Genomic DNA, 15,085 nt, shown 5'->3' on the forward strand with positions numbered 1-15,085 from the left:
AATTGCATCAGAATTAAACTATCTCAGGGCACGTCCTATTTATTGTCGAAATGATAGGCAATAAGCAATTAAATATTAATTAATATCAAATTAAAATTCAAGATGAATTCAAATAATCATCAAGGGGAATCGCATTCCCAAAATTCAAAAGTACCTCTAACATTTGTAATAGAAGGTAAAGAGTATGAAACATTTGACCAGTACAAAACAGGGGCAGAATTAAAACAACTTGCTGGGATACCTTTAGACACCGAGTTGTTTTTGTCAATTAGCAAACCATATCAGGATGAGCTTATTGAAAATGAGAAACAAGTTAACTTGGCTCGACCTGAAACCGAGTATTTCTTCGTAAAGAAAAAGCTTCAGTTCTTCATTAATAACAAACCCTTTACTTGGTATAAGCAATACATAAGAGGTGTTCAAATCAGAGAACTGGGCAACATATCTGCTGAAGATGATATCTTCCTTGACATCAAGGAAGGTTGGCAAGACGATCAAATATTAGATGATGAAGTAGTTGATTTAGCTCGTCCGGGTAAAGAGAAGTTTTTCTCTAAACCTAAACCTACTGAGTTTACCATTATTGTTAATGCTCGTCCACATATTTGGAAAGAAGCAAACATCTCTTTTGAGCAGTTGGTTGTGTTGGCTTTCGGATCATACGATAATAACCCAAACAAGGGTTATACGGTTACTTATAGCAGAGGCTGGGAACCTAAACCAGAAGGCACTATGGTTAAAGGTTCAGTTGTTCGTGTCAAAAATAAAATGATCTTCGATGTCACAGCAACTGATAAATCATAGTCCAGACCTTAAGCGTCTAAGAGACGAAGGTTATGAGATCGAGGTACGTGGTGGATATTTACTTATCCACCATATACCCTATGTCGATCAAAACAGGCAGATACTATACGGAGTGTTAGTAAGTACACTCACGTTAAGTAATAATAACAAGACAGCAACTCCGGATAATCATGTTATACATTTTATCGGGGATAATCCCTGTGGTTCTGACGGTACAATTATCACTGCCATTCAACATAGTAATTCTAATTCTGTACTGAACCATCAGATTACGGTAAACAGATCTTTTTCAAATAAGCCTCCTGCCGGGTATCCGAACTACTATGAAAAGGTCAAAAGGTATGCAGACATCATTTCGGCACCGGCTAAATATCTGGATCCTTCAGTAACGGAAAAGACTTTTAAGGTGATAGCAGACAGTGCTAATGAAACCGTATTCCAGTACATTGATACCAATTCGAGTCGAGCTAACATAGAAGTAATTAATGCAAAATTAGAAGGACAGAAAATTGCAATTGTTGGTTTAGGAGGAACTGGAGCATATATTTTAGATATGGTTGCCAAAACACCGGTGAAGGAAATCCACCTTTTTGATGGGGATAGCTTTGACCAACACAATGCATTCCGTTCGCCAGGTGCTGCATCAATGAAGGACCTTAATGAAAATTCTAGAAAGGCTGCATATTATCAAAAGTTGTATTCTAACATGCACAAGTACATTTATATCCATGACTACTATGTGAAAAAAGAGAATCTATTAGAATTAGATAAAATGGATTATGTATTTGTATGTGTTGATAAAAATGCAGCTAGGAAAATGATAACAGATTACTTGGCTAGTATCGGTATTCCGTTTTCTGATGTAGGTTTAGGTGTGAATGTCGTTGATGACAAGATTACGGGTGCTGTAAGAGTTACTTCTGCCACCCGTGACAAAAATGACCATTTACCCCTTCGGATCTTTGCAGAAGATTCCGATAATAATGAATATGCTACAAATATTCAGATTGCGGAATTGAATGCTTTGAATGCAATTTTTGCTATACTGAAATGGAAGAAGATATCTGGAATTTATGTTGATTTGGAGAATGAGTATCATAGCTCATTTGCTATTAGTACATCTAAAATTTTTAATGAAGATGTCGTTACAGTATAAGTTCGTTGAATTCATTCCTGAGAAGGTTGAGGAAGGTATTTTATACGTCTCAATCGAATACTGCACTGCAATACATAAATGTGTATGTGGCTGTGGTAATGAAGTAGTGACTCCATTGTCTCCAACAGATTGGAAACTGACATTTAACGGTAAATCTGTTACGCTTCATCCGTCTATTGGAAATTGGAATTTTGAATGTAAGTCCCACTATTGGATAAGGAACAACAAAATTGAGTTTGCCGGTAGTTGGACAGAAAGAGAAATCCGTTTAGGTAGAGAAAATGATTTAGAACGTAAATCGGAATATTTTGATGTGTCAGATATTCCAAATGAAGAGCCTATTGTTCAAGAAATCCATAAGCCTACTCTTTGGCAGAAGATATTGAAACTTTTCCGACTATAGGACTTTTATTTTTTCTATTAAAGCCGAAGCTAACACTTCGGCTTTTTTTGTAAGGGCTTTGAATTAAATAAGTAATTGTTTCAGTCTTCTTTTTCAATTCCTAAAATATCCTCAAACTAACTCCTTCTTTTCTATAAAGATACAGCCACTCACAGCCAAACACTTCCTCTGACTGCCAGTTTGTTATAACGCCATAATTTCTGAAACACCTTTGTCCCGAAAGCTCGCAAAGTGCGGGCAAATAGCAACAAATTAATGTGTTTCAATTATGAAAAAACAGAGAAAAAAAGTTTTGCTGGCAGCTGCGGCAATGCTGTCAGGTTATGGTGCATTCGCACAGGGAAACGGTTCGGCCGGTATCAACGAGGCTACCCAAATGGTAACAAGCTATTTCGACCCCGCAACCCAATTAATCTACGCCATCGGTGCGGTGGTTGGGCTCATCGGAGGCGTTAAGGTGTACAACAAGTTCAGCTCAGGCGACCCCGATACAAGCAAGACTGCGGCTTCGTGGTTCGGTGCATGTATCTTCTTGATCGTAGCGGCTACCATCCTTCGTTCATTCTTCCTTTAATCCTTCGCCTTATGAATTACAATATCAACAAAGGCATCGGAAGAACGGTGGAATTTAAAGGGTTGAAAGCACAATACCTGTTCATCTTCGCTGGCGGACTTCTCGGTACGCTTATCCTCGTGATGATACTGTATATGGCAGGTGTAAACTCTTACATCTGCCTCTTCCTCGGAGTAGGTGGTGCTTCGCTCATTGTGTGGCAGACCTTTTCACTGAACAGGAAATACGGCGAACACGGGCTGATGAAAATTGCAGCCAACAAAAGGCATCCCCGCTACATCATCTGCCGCAAGCCTGTACACCGCTATTTAAAATTCACACCTAAACAGAATGCCGTATGAGAAATGTAGCAAAGACAACCACACTGGAAAACAAATTTCCATTATTGGCAGTAGAGAACAACTGCATCTTATCCAAAGATGCGGACATTACCGCCTGCTTTGAAGTGTGTTTGCCGGAACTGTTCACAGTAGCTTCTGCGGAATACGAAGCCATTCACTCCGCCTGGCACAAGGCGATTAAAACCCTGCCTGATTTTACGGTCATTCACAAACAGGATTGGTACATCAAGGAAAGCTATGCGCCCGATTTGGCAATAGAAGACCAAAGTTTTTTATCGAAGTCTTATCAACGTCATTTCAACGAGCGACCGTTCCTGAACCATTATTGTTACCTGTTCCTGACGAAGACCACAAAGGAAAGAATGCGGATGCAAAGCAACTTCAGTTCGCTTTGCAAAGGAACACTGATACCAAAGGAAATCAGGAACAAGGAAACGATACACCGCTTTATGGAGGCGGTCGCCCAGTTTGAGCGCATCGTGAACGATAGCGGTTTTGTGAGCCTGCGACGTTTGACCGACGAGGACATCATCGGAACGGACGATACACAGGGATTACTGGAACAGTACCTCACGTTATCGAGGGAAGCCGGAACACCAATGCAGGATATCGCACTTGGAACCGAAGAGGTACGCATCGGCAACAAAAGGTTGAGTTTGCATACGCTTTCAGATACGGACGACTTGCCCGGAACGGTATCAGCAGATACCCGTTTTGAAAAGCTATCTACCGACCGTAGCGACTGCCGCCTGTCATTCGCCGCACCCGTGGGCTTGTTGTTAAGCTGCAACCACATTTACAACCAGTACATTTTTTTGGATAACAGCGAAGACAACCTGCAAAAGTTTGAGAAATCCGCAAGGAATATGCACTCACTGGCAAGGTACAGCCGTGCCAACCAAATCAACAAAGAGTGGATAGAAAAATACTTGAACGAAGCCCACAGCTTCGGTCTGTCTTCAGTCCGTTCGCACTTCAACATTATGGCTTGGTCGGAAGACCCTGCGGAATTGAAACAGTTGAAAAACGATTGCGGTAGTGCATTGGCTTTAATGGAATGTAAGCCACGCCATAACACTACAGATGTAGCCACATTGTATTGGGCAGGAATGCCGGGCAATGCAGGAGATTTTCCGAGTGAGGAAAGTTTTTACACGTTCATAGAACCTGCTTTGTGCTTTTTTACGGAAGAAACCAATTACCACAATTCGCCCTCACCATTCGGTATCAAGATGGCTGACCGATTGACCGGAAAGCCTATTCATTTGGATATATCGGATTTGCCGATGAAACGTGGTATCATCACGAATAGGAACAAGTTCATACTTGGTCCGTCGGGTTCAGGTAAATCGTTCTTTACCAATCACATGGTAAGGCAGTATTACGAGCAAGGCGCTCACGTTTTACTTGTAGATACGGGTAATTCCTATCAGGGTTTATGCGAACTCATCAAAGGTAAAACCAAAGGAGAAGACGGTGTTTATTTCACTTATACAGAAGACAACCCGATTGCCTTTAATCCTTTCTATACCGATGATGGCGTGTTCGATATTGAAAAGCGTGAAAGTATAAAAACTTTGATACTGACCTTATGGAAACGTGATGATGAACCGCCAACCCGTTCAGAAGAAGTAGCATTATCTAATGCAGTGTCGGGTTATATCGAACGTATCAAGACGGACGACATTTATCCGTCTTTCAACGGTTTTTATGAATATGTACAAGGTGATTACCGCAAGGTACTGGAGGAAAAGCATGTAAGGGAAAAAGACTTTGATATTGCTAATTTCCTCAACGTATTGGAACCTTATTACAAAGGCGGAGAATATGATTACTTGTTGAACTCCAACAAACAGTTAGACCTGCTTTCCAAACGTTTTATCGTATTTGAGATTGATGCGATTAAAGACCACAAAATCCTATTTCCTATCGTCACCATCATCATTATGGAGGTTTTTATCAATAAGATGAGAAGACTTAAAGGTATCCGAAAACTTATCTTAATTGAAGAAGCCTGGAAAGCAATTGCTAAGGAAGGAATGGCGGAATACATCAAGTATTTATTCAAAACGGTTAGGAAGTTTTTTGGCGAAGCTATCGTAGTTACCCAAGAGGTGGACGACATCATTCAATCGCCTATTGTCAAAGAAAGTATCATTAATAATTCCGATTGTAAAATCCTCTTAGACCAACGGAAGTATATGAACAAATTTGATGATATACAAGCAATGTTGGGACTTACGGATAAGGAAAAAGGACAGGTACTTTCCATAAATATGAATAACCATCCAAGCCGATTATATAAAGAGGTTTGGATTGGCTTAGGAGGCACGGAATCGGCAGTATACGCTACCGAAGTGAGTCTGGAAGAATATCTAGCATACACTACTGAAGAATCCGAGAAAATGGAAGTGATGCAGCTCGCATCCGAACTTGACGGAAACGTCGAACTCGCCATTAAGCACATTGCAATGCAAAGGCGGGATAAATCAAATCAATAGTCATTAACATTTTAAAATTCAAGAACAATGAAAAAAGTATTGTATCTGGTGTGTACGGCACTAATGCTTGTCGTAGCACCCTCAGCAAAAGCCCAATGGGTAGTTACCGATCCGACAAACCTGGCTTCAGGTATTCTTAACTCTGCAAATGAAATCGTACAGACTTCATCGACCGTGAGTAACGTAGTAAAAAATTTCAAGGAAGTGGAAAAGGTTTATAAACAGGGAAAAGAATACTACGATAAACTTCAAGCCATCAATAATCTTGTGAAAGATGCCCGTAAAGTACAGCAAACCGTACTTCTAGTCGGAGATGTATCAGAAATGTATGTTACCAATTTTGGCAAAATGATGAACGATCCGAATTTTAAACCACAGGAATTGGTAGCTATCGGCAATGGCTATTCGGCACTGCTCAATGAAAGTACCGAACTACTGAAAGAATTGAAACAGATTGTAACCTCTTCGAGCCTTTCTCTGAACGACAAGGAACGTATGGATGTGATTGACCGTGTGTACAAAGAGGTTAAAGATTACCATAGCCTTGTTCGCTACTACACCAATAAGAATATATCGGTCAGCTACCTGAGAGCAAAAAAGAAAAACGATGCCAAAAGAGTGCTTGACCTCTATGGAACTTCTAACCAAAAATACTGGTAAGCTATGGAATGGAATAACCTTCACGAACTCTTACGTTCGCTCTACGATGATATGATGCCGCTTGCCGGTGATATGGCAGCAGTAGCTAAAGGTCTTGCAGGATTGGGTGCGTTGTTCTATGTAGCATTAAAGGTTTGGCAGGCTTTAAGCCGTGCCGAACCTATTGATATGTTTCCTCTGCTACGTCCTTTTGCTTTGGGGCTTTGCATCATGTTCTTTCCAACTATTGTATTGGGAACTATTAATGCGGTACTAAGTCCTGTAGTTATAGGAACCCACGCTATATTGGAAGACCAGGTGCTTGATCTGAACCAATTACAGCAACAAAAAGACCAATTGGAATATGAAGCAATGGTACGAAATCCTGAAACTGCTTTTATGGTATCAGATGAAGAATTCGACAAAAAGCTGGAGGAATTAGGTTGGTCGCCCTCCGACATTGGTACAATGGCAGGAATGTATATGGATAGGCAAGCCTACAAGATAGAGAAGGCTATAAAGGATTGGTTTCGGAATTTATTAGAAATACTCTTTCAGGCTGCGGCTCTAGTAATTGATACCATACGAACGTTTTTCCTTATTGTTTTGTCCATACTCGGACCAATAGCCTTTGCTATTTCTGTATGGGATGGTTTTCAAAGCACCCTCGCACAATGGTTCACGAGGTACATAAGTGTTTATCTCTGGCTACCTGTTTCAGATCTGTTCAGTTCAATGTTGGCACGAATACAATCGCTGATACTGGAACGTGATATCCAGATGCTTTCAGACCCAACCTTTATTCCTGATACTTCCAATACCGTGTACATCATCTTTATGATTATAGGTATTGTGGGATACTTCACTATACCAACAGTAACAGGTTGGATTATCCAAGCCGGAGGCGCAGGAAACTTTACACGAAACGTAAACCAAACTGCAATGAAAGCTGGAAACATAGCCGGAGCCGGAGCTGGTTCAACAGTTGGAAATATTGGTGGCAAACTAATGAATAAATAAACAATTAATCATTCAAACAAAATGGAATTTAAAACACTAAGAAATATAGAAAACAGTTTCAGACAGATCAGGCTATATGCCATCGTGTTTGCCGTTCTCTGCATTGGTGTGGTAGGTTATGCAGTATGGCAGTCCTACCGTTTTGCAGATGAACAACGCCAGAAAATTTATGTATTAGACAATGGTAAATCCTTGATGCTAGCCTTATCGCAAGATGCAAGTATCAACCGACCTGTAGAAGCAAGGGAGCACATCAGACGTTTTCACGAGCTGTTCTTCACGCTCGCTCCCGATAAGAATGCTATAGAAAGTAATATGAATAGGGCATTCAACCTTGCGGACAAAAGCGCCTTTGATTATTACAAAGACCTCTCGGAGAAAGGATATTACAATCGTATCATATCAGGAAACGTACAGCAACGCATAGAAGTGGATAGTGTTGTCTGCAACTTTGATACCTATCCGTATGCAGTAAGAACCTATTCCAAACAGTTCATCATCCGTTCTAGTAATGTAACAAAACGTAACCTGATCACTTCGTGCTATCTAGTAAACTCTGTCCGTTCAGACAACAATCCTCAAGGCTTCAATATTGAAAAATTTGCGGTTATAGAAAATAGAGATATTGAAGTTATTGAACGCTAAATTTTTGGATATGAAACAAGCACTTGACTTAGACACATTCGCAAAAAAACTGACCGATAAAGGTTACGATGGCTATTTCCAAACGGAGGCAGCTTATGCCGACAAAATCAAAGATAGCATCAGCAGGTTTTTGGAGGCTTGTAAAAACGGGATGGATAAACCTATGTTACCTAACATCTTAATGCTGAAAACCTACCTGCAATGGAATGGCGATGACAAGCCAAAAGTTGAATGCAATATGTGGGTAAAGTTTGAAAACGGCCTTTTCGATGTGCAGAAGATGAATATTGAAAGGATAGACCAATTTGGGCAATTATTGAAGCAATCCAAGCTCACAGACCTCTCCACAGGTTCGGTTCCAACAAGAAAAGAAGCCATTACCCAAGTATCCGATACTCCGAAACAACAGTTGTCCTCACGGAACAGGCGGTTTAGAATGTAATAACCGAAAATCATTAAAGTATGAAAAAATTAAGAGCAAATATGGACAGGTACTTTGACAAACTGGATGACCGCTGGCGGGCATTACCACTAAGGAAACAGCACCAATACACCTTGTACTTTTTTGTGGGTTATCTGCTCCTTACCACAATGGTTATTGGCAAGGTATGGTACGATACCAGAAAATCTGATAACAGTATGGTCATCGAGCATATCGAGAACCCTGTTCTCAAAAAAAAGGAAAGTCCTGCAAGATTGCAGGACACAGTATAAACAATTCTAAAAAATAAGATTTATGAAAGAAAATGATAATAAAAAATCGGTTGTTCGGGTAACGGAAGGTAGCCCGAAAGAAACCGCTGATGTGTTGCAAGACAGCACACAGAATAAAGCTGAAAAGCTTAAAAAGCCACTTATATTCGGTTTGATGGGCATTGTCTTCGTGGGTTGTATGTACCTCATATTTAAACCCTCTGAAGATAAAAAGGAAATCGAAAATGTCGGACTGAACGATGCTGTTCCACAGGCTACCGGAGCAGGATTACCTGCCGATAAAGGCAAGGCTTACGAACAGGAAATGCTCGAACGTAAAGATCAGGAAAAACGCAATGCATTGGCAACACTTTCCGATTATTGGAACACGGATAGCACACAAGATACTGAGGAAGAAATTCCCGAAGAAGAGGAAAGTTACGGCTATAGTACAGGAGGAAGAAATTCTGGAAGAAACGGAAATCCTGCACTAAACAGTTACAGGAGTGCACAAAATACATTAGGTTCATTTTATCAGGATGATAATGCGGAAACAACAGAACTCCGCAGGCAACTGAACGAATTAAAAGAACAGTTAGCTGACAAAGATGTACCTAAGCCTGTAACGGTAAATGACCAATTGGAATTGATGGAGAAATCCTATCAGATGGCTGCAAAGTATCTGCCAACCGGCACAACAAATCAGGCGGAAGCTCCACCTGCTAAAGAGGCAGGTACGGCTAACTCTGGTTCTAATCAAAAAGAGCATTTTGTGGCATTTACACCAACGAGAAAAAATACTGTATCAGCCTTGTACCGTGAGCCTACCGACAGTGCTTTTTTAGCCGATTGGAGCCAATCAAGAAATCGTGGATTTTACACAGCTGGTTCGACAGAACAGATTATTCAACCAAAAAACAGCATCAAAGCGTGTGTACACGATGCCCAAACAGTTATTGGTGAAACAGGCGTACGCTTGCGTTTATTGGAACCTGCCCAAACACCTCAACGTGTTATTCCCAAAGGAACAATTGTAACCGCTAATGCCAAGTTTCAGGGTGGACGTTTGCAGTTAAAAATTACCTCCATAGAATTAGAGGGCAATATCATTCCGGTAGATATAACCATTTATGATATAGATGGACAACAGGGTTTGTACGTCCCGTATTCACCCGAAATGAATGCCCTTACAGAAATGGCAGGCAATATGAGCCAACAATCGGGAACAAGCCTGATGCTTACGCAAAATGCCGGACAGCAGGTTGCCGCAGACCTTAGCCGTGGCGTGGTACAGGGCATTTCGGGCTATTTCGCCAAAAAAGTAAGAACACCAAAAGTTACACTGAAAGCAGGACATCAGGTCTTCTTGGTATCTAAAAAATAATGTTGAACTCAAATATTTAAACAATGAAAAATCATTTAAAAACCTTTTGGGCATTTGCCCTGATACTCGGCTTAACCGTGCAGTCTTTCGCACAGGATACCGTAAAAACTAAACTTGAATTAGGTAAAATAGAAGCCTATAAAATGGAAGTTACCTACGATAAAACTTCGCACCTTATTTTCCCGACAGCCATACGTTATGTGGATTTGGGTAGCGAGTACCTGATTGCAGGAAAAGCGGAAGACGCAGAAAACGTTTTGCGTGTAAAAGCATCTGTTAGGGATTTTGAAAACGAAACCAATTTTTCGGTCATTACCAACGATGGACGTTTTTACAACTTCAACGTGTATTACAGTTCATACCCGGAGGCATTAAGTTACGACTTACTGACGATGCAAAAGGCTGTAGATAAAGCCAACGGAAACGATGTTCTTTTTGAAGAATTGGGCAACAATTCGCCTTCATTGGCAGGCTTGCTTTTGGAAACCATCTACAAGAAAGACAAACGTATTGTAAAACATATCGGAGCAAAGAGTTTCGGCATTCAGTTTATCCTCAAAGGCATCTACATACACAATGGCAAATATTATTTTCATACTGAAATGAGAAACCGTAGCAATGTGCCTTTTCAGATTGATTTTGTCAATTTCAAGGTGGTGGATAAGAAAGTGGCGAAGCGTACCGTGGTACAGGAACGCCCAATGATACCGCTTCGTACTTATAAACCACTTACAGAAATTTCAGGACAAACTACTGAACAGAACGTGTTTCTTTTAGACCAGTTTACCATTGCCGACGACAAGGTTTTGCTGATTGAAATTTTTGAAAAAAACGGTGGAAGACATCAAACCCTTCAGGTGGAAAATTCGGATTTAATCAAAGCTCGTTTGATTAACGATATGCACCTTAAATTTTAATAACCTTTTAAAGTAATTAGTATGAAAAAGTATATCTATACCGTGATGCTCTTTGTAATAGGTATCACAACCAGCCAGGCACAACGAATGCTGCCTAAACAAAAAGGATTGGAAGTAAATGTTGGTGTACTATCCGATGATAAAATCGGTAATGATTATTACATCAATATCGGAATGACCGTAAACGGCAAGAACGGCAATTATCAGCTTTGGGCATTGGAATACACGCATCAATACCACGAGTATAAAGACGTAAAAATTCCGCAGGAAACCTATACGGCAGAGGGTGGTTACAGTTTCTTCTTGTTGGGTGATGCCCGTAAGAACATCACGTTAAACTTCGGAATAACAGGCGTAGTGGGTTATGAAAACATCAATCGTGGCGAAACGATGTTGTATGACGGATCGAAGATACTGAGTGAGGACAAATTCATCTATGGAGCTGGCGGACGGCTCACTTTTGAAACGTACCTGTCCGACCGATTTGTGTTAGTCCTGCAAGGGCGTACAAAAGTTTTGTGGGGTACGGATCTGGAACAGTTCCGGCCGTCAGCAGGTGTGGGATTAAGATTTAACTTTTAAAACAAAAATGATGATAGCAATATTCAATAAATTCAGAATAGGATTATTGCCAATATATGTACTCTTGGCAATCCTCACTGCTTCGGTTACGTTGGTATCTTGTAGCAAAGATGATGAACTCGAAATACAGAACAATTTCCCTTTCGAGGTCAATGTAATGCCTGTACCTAAAGATGTTGCCAACGGACAGACCGTAGAAATACGCATTACCATAAAAAGAGATGGGAATTACAACAACACGCAGTATTTTTTACGTTATTTCCAATTTGATGGACAAGGTACGCTCCGATATTATGATGAACCACCGTATCTGCCGAACGATTTGTATTCGTTATCAACGGAACAGTTTCGGTTGTATTACACTTCGACATCTACGGTATCACAATCTTTTGAGATTTGGATTTCGGACAGCTTTGGGAATGAAAAACAACTCAGCTTTCAGTTTAACAGTGCTGATTAAATAATAAGAAATCCTGCCTAGTATAGGTAGGATTTCTGTTTTAAAAACTATTGCACAATTATTTTTTTGTAAATTTAAAGTGCTGAATTAATGTGGTTTTAGATATGGCTTCATCATTGGTTATAGGGATACTATTTTTGGTTTTAGGTTTGGGATTTCGTTATTGGATTAACCGAAGAAAATTTTACAGGCGAAGCCCTACGGGAGCTGAAGGTTTTTCTTCTTATGAAAAATCGGTTGCTATTAAATTTATTGAAAAAATTGGCAAATGGGTAGCTTATGCACTCATTATCTTCGGATTGTTGTCATTATGGGTTTATTCTCGTGAGAAAAAGGAGAAAGAAACTCACAGTATTGAGGTAAACAAGCAACCCTTACGCTAAAAGGAATGTATAGGTGAAGCCTTTTCTTTAATATATAAGAAAAATAATTATAAACTATGAGTGCAGACGTTACGAGAATAGAATTAGCCAAGGCTTTAAAATCAATCAAAGCTGTTGCTACGACAGAACAGTTTGAAGAAACAAAAAAATTATATATCCAAGAAGGTGGTGAAGAAAGTGTGATGAGTGCTGTAAATGGTCTTTCTGAAGAAGATGAGTTTTCTATGCTGACCAAACTACTTGGAACAGCCAGCCATATTATTGGATTAGAGCAGCGACCATTAGTAGAGGGAGATTATATTGTCCCTGATTTATTTGTAAATCTAAAAATGGGAAATGCAGTGAATGGGAAATCTGCAAAAGACTTCACTGAATACAAATGTTTAGTGGAAGTAAAATCAACAGAAAAAGACAATTTTAAAATTGGTGGAAGCCGATTAAAAAGATTAAGGAATATTTCTGATTTAATGGGATTTCCTTTGCTATTTGCCATCCGGTTTTTAAGAGCAAAACAAAACGCTCTATGGGCAATTATTGAAGACGATAGGAGCTCAACTTCTATAAACGTCACCTATCAGGCTATCATTGACGGAGTGAGAAATGTTGTATGGAACGAATACGTTTTAACACCTAATCCAAATTTGATAATCAAATTTGAATTTTCTAAATCTGCGACAATCAATTCTATGCGTCATAATGAGTATGGAAATCAAATATCAGCCACATTTACAGATGAAACAAACACTTTAATCCAAAACAATTCTGATGCCTTTATGACCTGTGCATTATTAGAAGCATACGATTTGAAAGAAATTAAAGTCGAAAAAATAGATGAAGATAAAACCATTCAATATTTAAAACCTACGCTAACTACTTCCTTTCTTGCAGACTTGATTTATAAAATGAATAATCTAATTGTAGATGAATTTGGTAATGTTGTATACGACGCTTCAAAACTTTTAGTTCGTTCTGATACAGGAGCTCACGAAACATTGGTAAACCGACAGCTAATAGAAGTGTTAGCAAAACCGTTAGTAGACAAAAAATTATTGTTTATAGGAGCAATTGGCGACCTTGACAAACAACTAGCAAAATGGAAAGAATTTGGTGGTAAATAAATTGTTTCATTTTGTGGAAGTATAGAAGTAAGATTAATAAACAGAGGATATAACGGTACAGTTCTTTGAGGACTGTACCGTTTTCTTTTTAAGCCAAACACTGCCTTTCAACGCCAATCTATACAACGCCGTCCAACCTCTTAAAAAACGTTGATAAATTGGACTTCCACAGTAAAATTGAGCAAGATATGGAAATAATAGCAATACAAAAGTCCGTAATCGAAGGAATGAAAAACGAGCTGAAAGTACTTTTGGAACTGACCGAAAATGCCACACGCAAGTACACGCCAATTTTCAAAGAAGAGAAATGGCTCGACAACCAGGAAGTATGTTTGATAATGAACATTACCAAGCGGACTTTGCAGACCTATAAGGACAAAGGATTGTTGCCTTACTCCAAACTAAACCGCAAAAATTATTATAAACTCTCGGACGTACAGGCTTTACTTGAAGCCGGGCAGCCGTACAATACAAATAAAAATGGATATACTGTTGAATGAAGCCGAAGAAATCATTTTCCATCAGGAAATGATATCACAGTTGAGAAACCGCATCGAAGAAATATTGAAAAACTACCGTCCTGTGATGAATGGCGAAATTTACCTGTCGGGTGAGGATCTGTGCAGATTACTACATATTAGTAAAAGAACTTTACAGCAATACCGTGATGATAATATCTTACCATTTATACAAATTGGTGGCAAGATTATTTATAAAGAAAGTGATATTCTGAAAGCTTTGGAAAAGAATTACGTTGGCGATAGAACTGATAGATTATAACCAAAGTCCGTCCAGATAATGTTTTCTTATAAGAACGAGTTTACTATCTTTGCTATTGAAAATATAGAAAATCTTAAAGTGTTTTTGCTTTAAGTCCCACATTGAAAACTGGTAATTTTTAGACAACGGGACGATAAGGAAGAACGCTCATGCCATAGGCGTGGGCGCTCGCTTATTCGTTGTCGGGTATACCAGTACCTCAATGTGCGTTAAGTGTAGTTGCCTGCGCTTCTTTTTTAAGTGCAGAACTACATCAACTTTAAAAAGGCATGATGATATGGAAACTGTTACACCTCAACAAAAAATTACCCTCGCATTTATTAATGATAAAAGTCCAATATTGGATTTAATCTGTGATGATTTTATAGATTCGGGATTTGAAGTCACATTCCGATCCGAAACAATCGAAGATGGACTGTCTCAACTACCTTCATTAAATGAGCTTCCTAAAGTCTGCATTGTTGACCTTGATTTTTACGACAAACACATATTGTCACAATTACGGAAATTGCGTTTTCAATTCCCGACTATAAAGCTGATTGCCCACAGTGATATTGATGATGAGAAAGTAGGCAGAACTCTTTTAAACGTTGGCTTTTCAAGTTGTTTACTGGTTGGTAGTGATGTGGATGATTTTAAAAGAGCCATTGACAAGACTGTCAATGGCTAGCTTTATGAATATTAT

General features: G+C 39.3%; 20 protein-coding genes. All 20 read left to right on the top strand.

Annotated features, from left to right (window positions below; genetic code table 11):
- Positions 1 to 102: 102 nt before the first annotated feature.
- The 20 genes from ACJVDK_RS01760 to ACJVDK_RS01855 all read left to right on the top strand — a co-directional run bounded on the left by ACJVDK_RS01760 (position 103) and on the right by ACJVDK_RS01855 (position 15,070).
- Entirely contained in the window at positions 103 to 804 is a 702-nt protein-coding gene (locus ACJVDK_RS01760; RefSeq protein WP_443938584.1) for a multiubiquitin domain-containing protein, read from the top strand.
- Positions 779 to 1,960 carry a ThiF family adenylyltransferase gene (locus tag ACJVDK_RS01765; RefSeq protein ID WP_443938585.1) on the top strand — a complete coding sequence of 394 codons (1,182 nt, stop codon included), beginning with the start codon at positions 779 to 781 and terminating at the stop codon, positions 1,958 to 1,960. The genes ACJVDK_RS01760 and ACJVDK_RS01765 overlap by 26 nt, the downstream gene beginning before the upstream one ends.
- Complete coding sequence (locus tag ACJVDK_RS01770; RefSeq protein WP_443938586.1) at positions 1,938 to 2,363, top strand: DUF6527 family protein; 426 nt, start codon at positions 1,938 to 1,940, stop codon at positions 2,361 to 2,363. The genes ACJVDK_RS01765 and ACJVDK_RS01770 overlap by 23 nt, the downstream gene beginning before the upstream one ends.
- Before the next feature lie 268 nt (positions 2,364 to 2,631).
- Positions 2,632 to 2,937, top strand: a complete 306-nt coding sequence (locus ACJVDK_RS01775; RefSeq protein ID WP_443938587.1) for a DUF4134 domain-containing protein — start codon at positions 2,632 to 2,634, stop codon at positions 2,935 to 2,937.
- Between the two features lie 11 nt (positions 2,938 to 2,948).
- Positions 2,949 to 3,278 (top strand): DUF4133 domain-containing protein, encoded by a 330-nt coding sequence (locus ACJVDK_RS01780; protein WP_338839261.1) that lies wholly within the window; start codon positions 2,949 to 2,951, stop codon positions 3,276 to 3,278.
- Positions 3,275 to 5,779 (top strand): TraG family conjugative transposon ATPase, encoded by a 2,505-nt coding sequence (locus ACJVDK_RS01785; protein WP_443938588.1) that lies wholly within the window; start codon positions 3,275 to 3,277, stop codon positions 5,777 to 5,779. Before ACJVDK_RS01780 ends, ACJVDK_RS01785 begins: the two co-directional genes overlap by 4 nt.
- A gap of 27 nt (positions 5,780 to 5,806) precedes the next feature.
- A complete protein-coding gene (locus ACJVDK_RS01790; protein ID WP_159156437.1) occupies positions 5,807 to 6,439 on the top strand; it encodes a DUF4141 domain-containing protein in 633 nt (210 codons plus the stop codon).
- Between the two features lie 3 nt (positions 6,440 to 6,442).
- Complete coding sequence (gene traJ / locus ACJVDK_RS01795; RefSeq protein WP_443938589.1) at positions 6,443 to 7,438, top strand: conjugative transposon protein TraJ; 996 nt, start codon at positions 6,443 to 6,445, stop codon at positions 7,436 to 7,438.
- Positions 7,439 to 7,459: 21 nt separating this feature from the next.
- Complete coding sequence (traK, locus tag ACJVDK_RS01800) at positions 7,460 to 8,083, top strand: conjugative transposon protein TraK (RefSeq protein WP_443938590.1); 624 nt, start codon at positions 7,460 to 7,462, stop codon at positions 8,081 to 8,083.
- Positions 8,084 to 8,093: 10 nt separating this feature from the next.
- Positions 8,094 to 8,525 carry a hypothetical protein gene (locus tag ACJVDK_RS01805; protein WP_443938591.1) on the top strand — a complete coding sequence of 144 codons (432 nt, stop codon included), beginning with the start codon at positions 8,094 to 8,096 and terminating at the stop codon, positions 8,523 to 8,525.
- 41 nt (positions 8,526 to 8,566) lie between these two features.
- Positions 8,567 to 8,797, top strand: a complete 231-nt coding sequence (locus tag ACJVDK_RS01810; protein WP_443938592.1) for a nitrogen regulatory IIA protein — start codon at positions 8,567 to 8,569, stop codon at positions 8,795 to 8,797.
- Between the two features lie 22 nt (positions 8,798 to 8,819).
- Positions 8,820 to 10,160, top strand: coding sequence for a conjugative transposon protein TraM (gene traM, locus ACJVDK_RS01815; RefSeq protein ID WP_443938593.1), 1,341 nt, complete (start codon positions 8,820 to 8,822; stop codon positions 10,158 to 10,160).
- Between the two features lie 23 nt (positions 10,161 to 10,183).
- The gene (traN, locus tag ACJVDK_RS01820; RefSeq protein ID WP_159156431.1) at positions 10,184 to 11,077 is read left to right on the top strand and encodes a conjugative transposon protein TraN; all 894 of its coding nucleotides are present in this window, start codon (positions 10,184 to 10,186) and stop codon (positions 11,075 to 11,077) included.
- A 21-nt stretch (positions 11,078 to 11,098) separates the two neighbouring features.
- A complete protein-coding gene (locus ACJVDK_RS01825) occupies positions 11,099 to 11,659 on the top strand; it encodes a conjugal transfer protein TraO (RefSeq protein ID WP_159156430.1) in 561 nt (186 codons plus the stop codon).
- Between the two features lie 10 nt (positions 11,660 to 11,669).
- Positions 11,670 to 12,119, top strand: coding sequence for a DUF3872 domain-containing protein (locus tag ACJVDK_RS01830; RefSeq protein ID WP_159156429.1), 450 nt, complete (start codon positions 11,670 to 11,672; stop codon positions 12,117 to 12,119).
- A 92-nt stretch (positions 12,120 to 12,211) separates the two neighbouring features.
- Positions 12,212 to 12,502, top strand: a complete 291-nt coding sequence (locus ACJVDK_RS01835) for a molybdenum ABC transporter permease (RefSeq protein WP_443938594.1) — start codon at positions 12,212 to 12,214, stop codon at positions 12,500 to 12,502.
- Between the two features lie 56 nt (positions 12,503 to 12,558).
- Positions 12,559 to 13,620 (top strand): hypothetical protein, encoded by a 1,062-nt coding sequence (locus ACJVDK_RS01840; RefSeq protein WP_159156427.1) that lies wholly within the window; start codon positions 12,559 to 12,561, stop codon positions 13,618 to 13,620.
- 188 nt (positions 13,621 to 13,808) lie between these two features.
- Entirely contained in the window at positions 13,809 to 14,120 is a 312-nt protein-coding gene (locus tag ACJVDK_RS01845) for a helix-turn-helix domain-containing protein (RefSeq protein ID WP_159156841.1), read from the top strand.
- The gene (locus tag ACJVDK_RS01850; RefSeq protein WP_443938595.1) at positions 14,113 to 14,400 is read left to right on the top strand and encodes a helix-turn-helix domain-containing protein; all 288 of its coding nucleotides are present in this window, start codon (positions 14,113 to 14,115) and stop codon (positions 14,398 to 14,400) included. Before ACJVDK_RS01845 ends, ACJVDK_RS01850 begins: the two co-directional genes overlap by 8 nt.
- A 277-nt stretch (positions 14,401 to 14,677) precedes the next feature.
- Positions 14,678 to 15,070, top strand: coding sequence for a DNA-binding response regulator (locus tag ACJVDK_RS01855; RefSeq protein ID WP_159156425.1), 393 nt, complete (start codon positions 14,678 to 14,680; stop codon positions 15,068 to 15,070).
- Positions 15,071 to 15,085 lie beyond the last annotated feature (15 nt).

The organism is Pedobacter paludisoli (genome assembly GCF_052344095.1).
In the GTDB taxonomy this organism is placed as follows: Bacteria; Bacteroidota; Bacteroidia; order Sphingobacteriales; family Sphingobacteriaceae; genus Pedobacter.

Bases quoted from the DNA above. Each gene is read 5' to 3' on its own strand.
- ACJVDK_RS01845 (WP_159156841.1), top strand. From the start codon at position 13,809: ATGGAAATAATAGCAATACAAAAGTCCGTAATCGAAGGAATGAAAAAC.
- ACJVDK_RS01855 (WP_159156425.1), top strand. From the start codon at position 14,678: ATGGAAACTGTTACACCTCAACAAAAAATTACCCTCGCATTTATTAAT.
- ACJVDK_RS01775 (WP_443938587.1), top strand. From the start codon at position 2,632: ATGAAAAAACAGAGAAAAAAAGTTTTGCTGGCAGCTGCGGCAATGCTG.
- ACJVDK_RS01765 (WP_443938585.1), top strand. From the start codon at position 779: ATGTCACAGCAACTGATAAATCATAGTCCAGACCTTAAGCGTCTAAGA.
- ACJVDK_RS01780 (WP_338839261.1), top strand. From the start codon at position 2,949: ATGAATTACAATATCAACAAAGGCATCGGAAGAACGGTGGAATTTAAA.
- traJ (WP_443938589.1), top strand. From the start codon at position 6,443: ATGGAATGGAATAACCTTCACGAACTCTTACGTTCGCTCTACGATGAT.
- ACJVDK_RS01785 (WP_443938588.1), top strand. From the start codon at position 3,275: ATGAGAAATGTAGCAAAGACAACCACACTGGAAAACAAATTTCCATTA.
- ACJVDK_RS01810 (WP_443938592.1), top strand. From the start codon at position 8,567: ATGGACAGGTACTTTGACAAACTGGATGACCGCTGGCGGGCATTACCA.
- ACJVDK_RS01805 (WP_443938591.1), top strand. From the start codon at position 8,094: ATGAAACAAGCACTTGACTTAGACACATTCGCAAAAAAACTGACCGAT.
- ACJVDK_RS01840 (WP_159156427.1), top strand. From the start codon at position 12,559: ATGAGTGCAGACGTTACGAGAATAGAATTAGCCAAGGCTTTAAAATCA.
- traM (WP_443938593.1), top strand. From the start codon at position 8,820: ATGAAAGAAAATGATAATAAAAAATCGGTTGTTCGGGTAACGGAAGGT.
- traN (WP_159156431.1), top strand. From the start codon at position 10,184: ATGAAAAATCATTTAAAAACCTTTTGGGCATTTGCCCTGATACTCGGC.
- traK (WP_443938590.1), top strand. From the start codon at position 7,460: ATGGAATTTAAAACACTAAGAAATATAGAAAACAGTTTCAGACAGATC.
- ACJVDK_RS01830 (WP_159156429.1), top strand. From the start codon at position 11,670: ATGATAGCAATATTCAATAAATTCAGAATAGGATTATTGCCAATATAT.
- ACJVDK_RS01790 (WP_159156437.1), top strand. From the start codon at position 5,807: ATGAAAAAAGTATTGTATCTGGTGTGTACGGCACTAATGCTTGTCGTA.
- ACJVDK_RS01760 (WP_443938584.1), top strand. From the start codon at position 103: ATGAATTCAAATAATCATCAAGGGGAATCGCATTCCCAAAATTCAAAA.
- ACJVDK_RS01770 (WP_443938586.1), top strand. From the start codon at position 1,938: ATGAAGATGTCGTTACAGTATAAGTTCGTTGAATTCATTCCTGAGAAG.
- ACJVDK_RS01825 (WP_159156430.1), top strand. From the start codon at position 11,099: ATGAAAAAGTATATCTATACCGTGATGCTCTTTGTAATAGGTATCACA.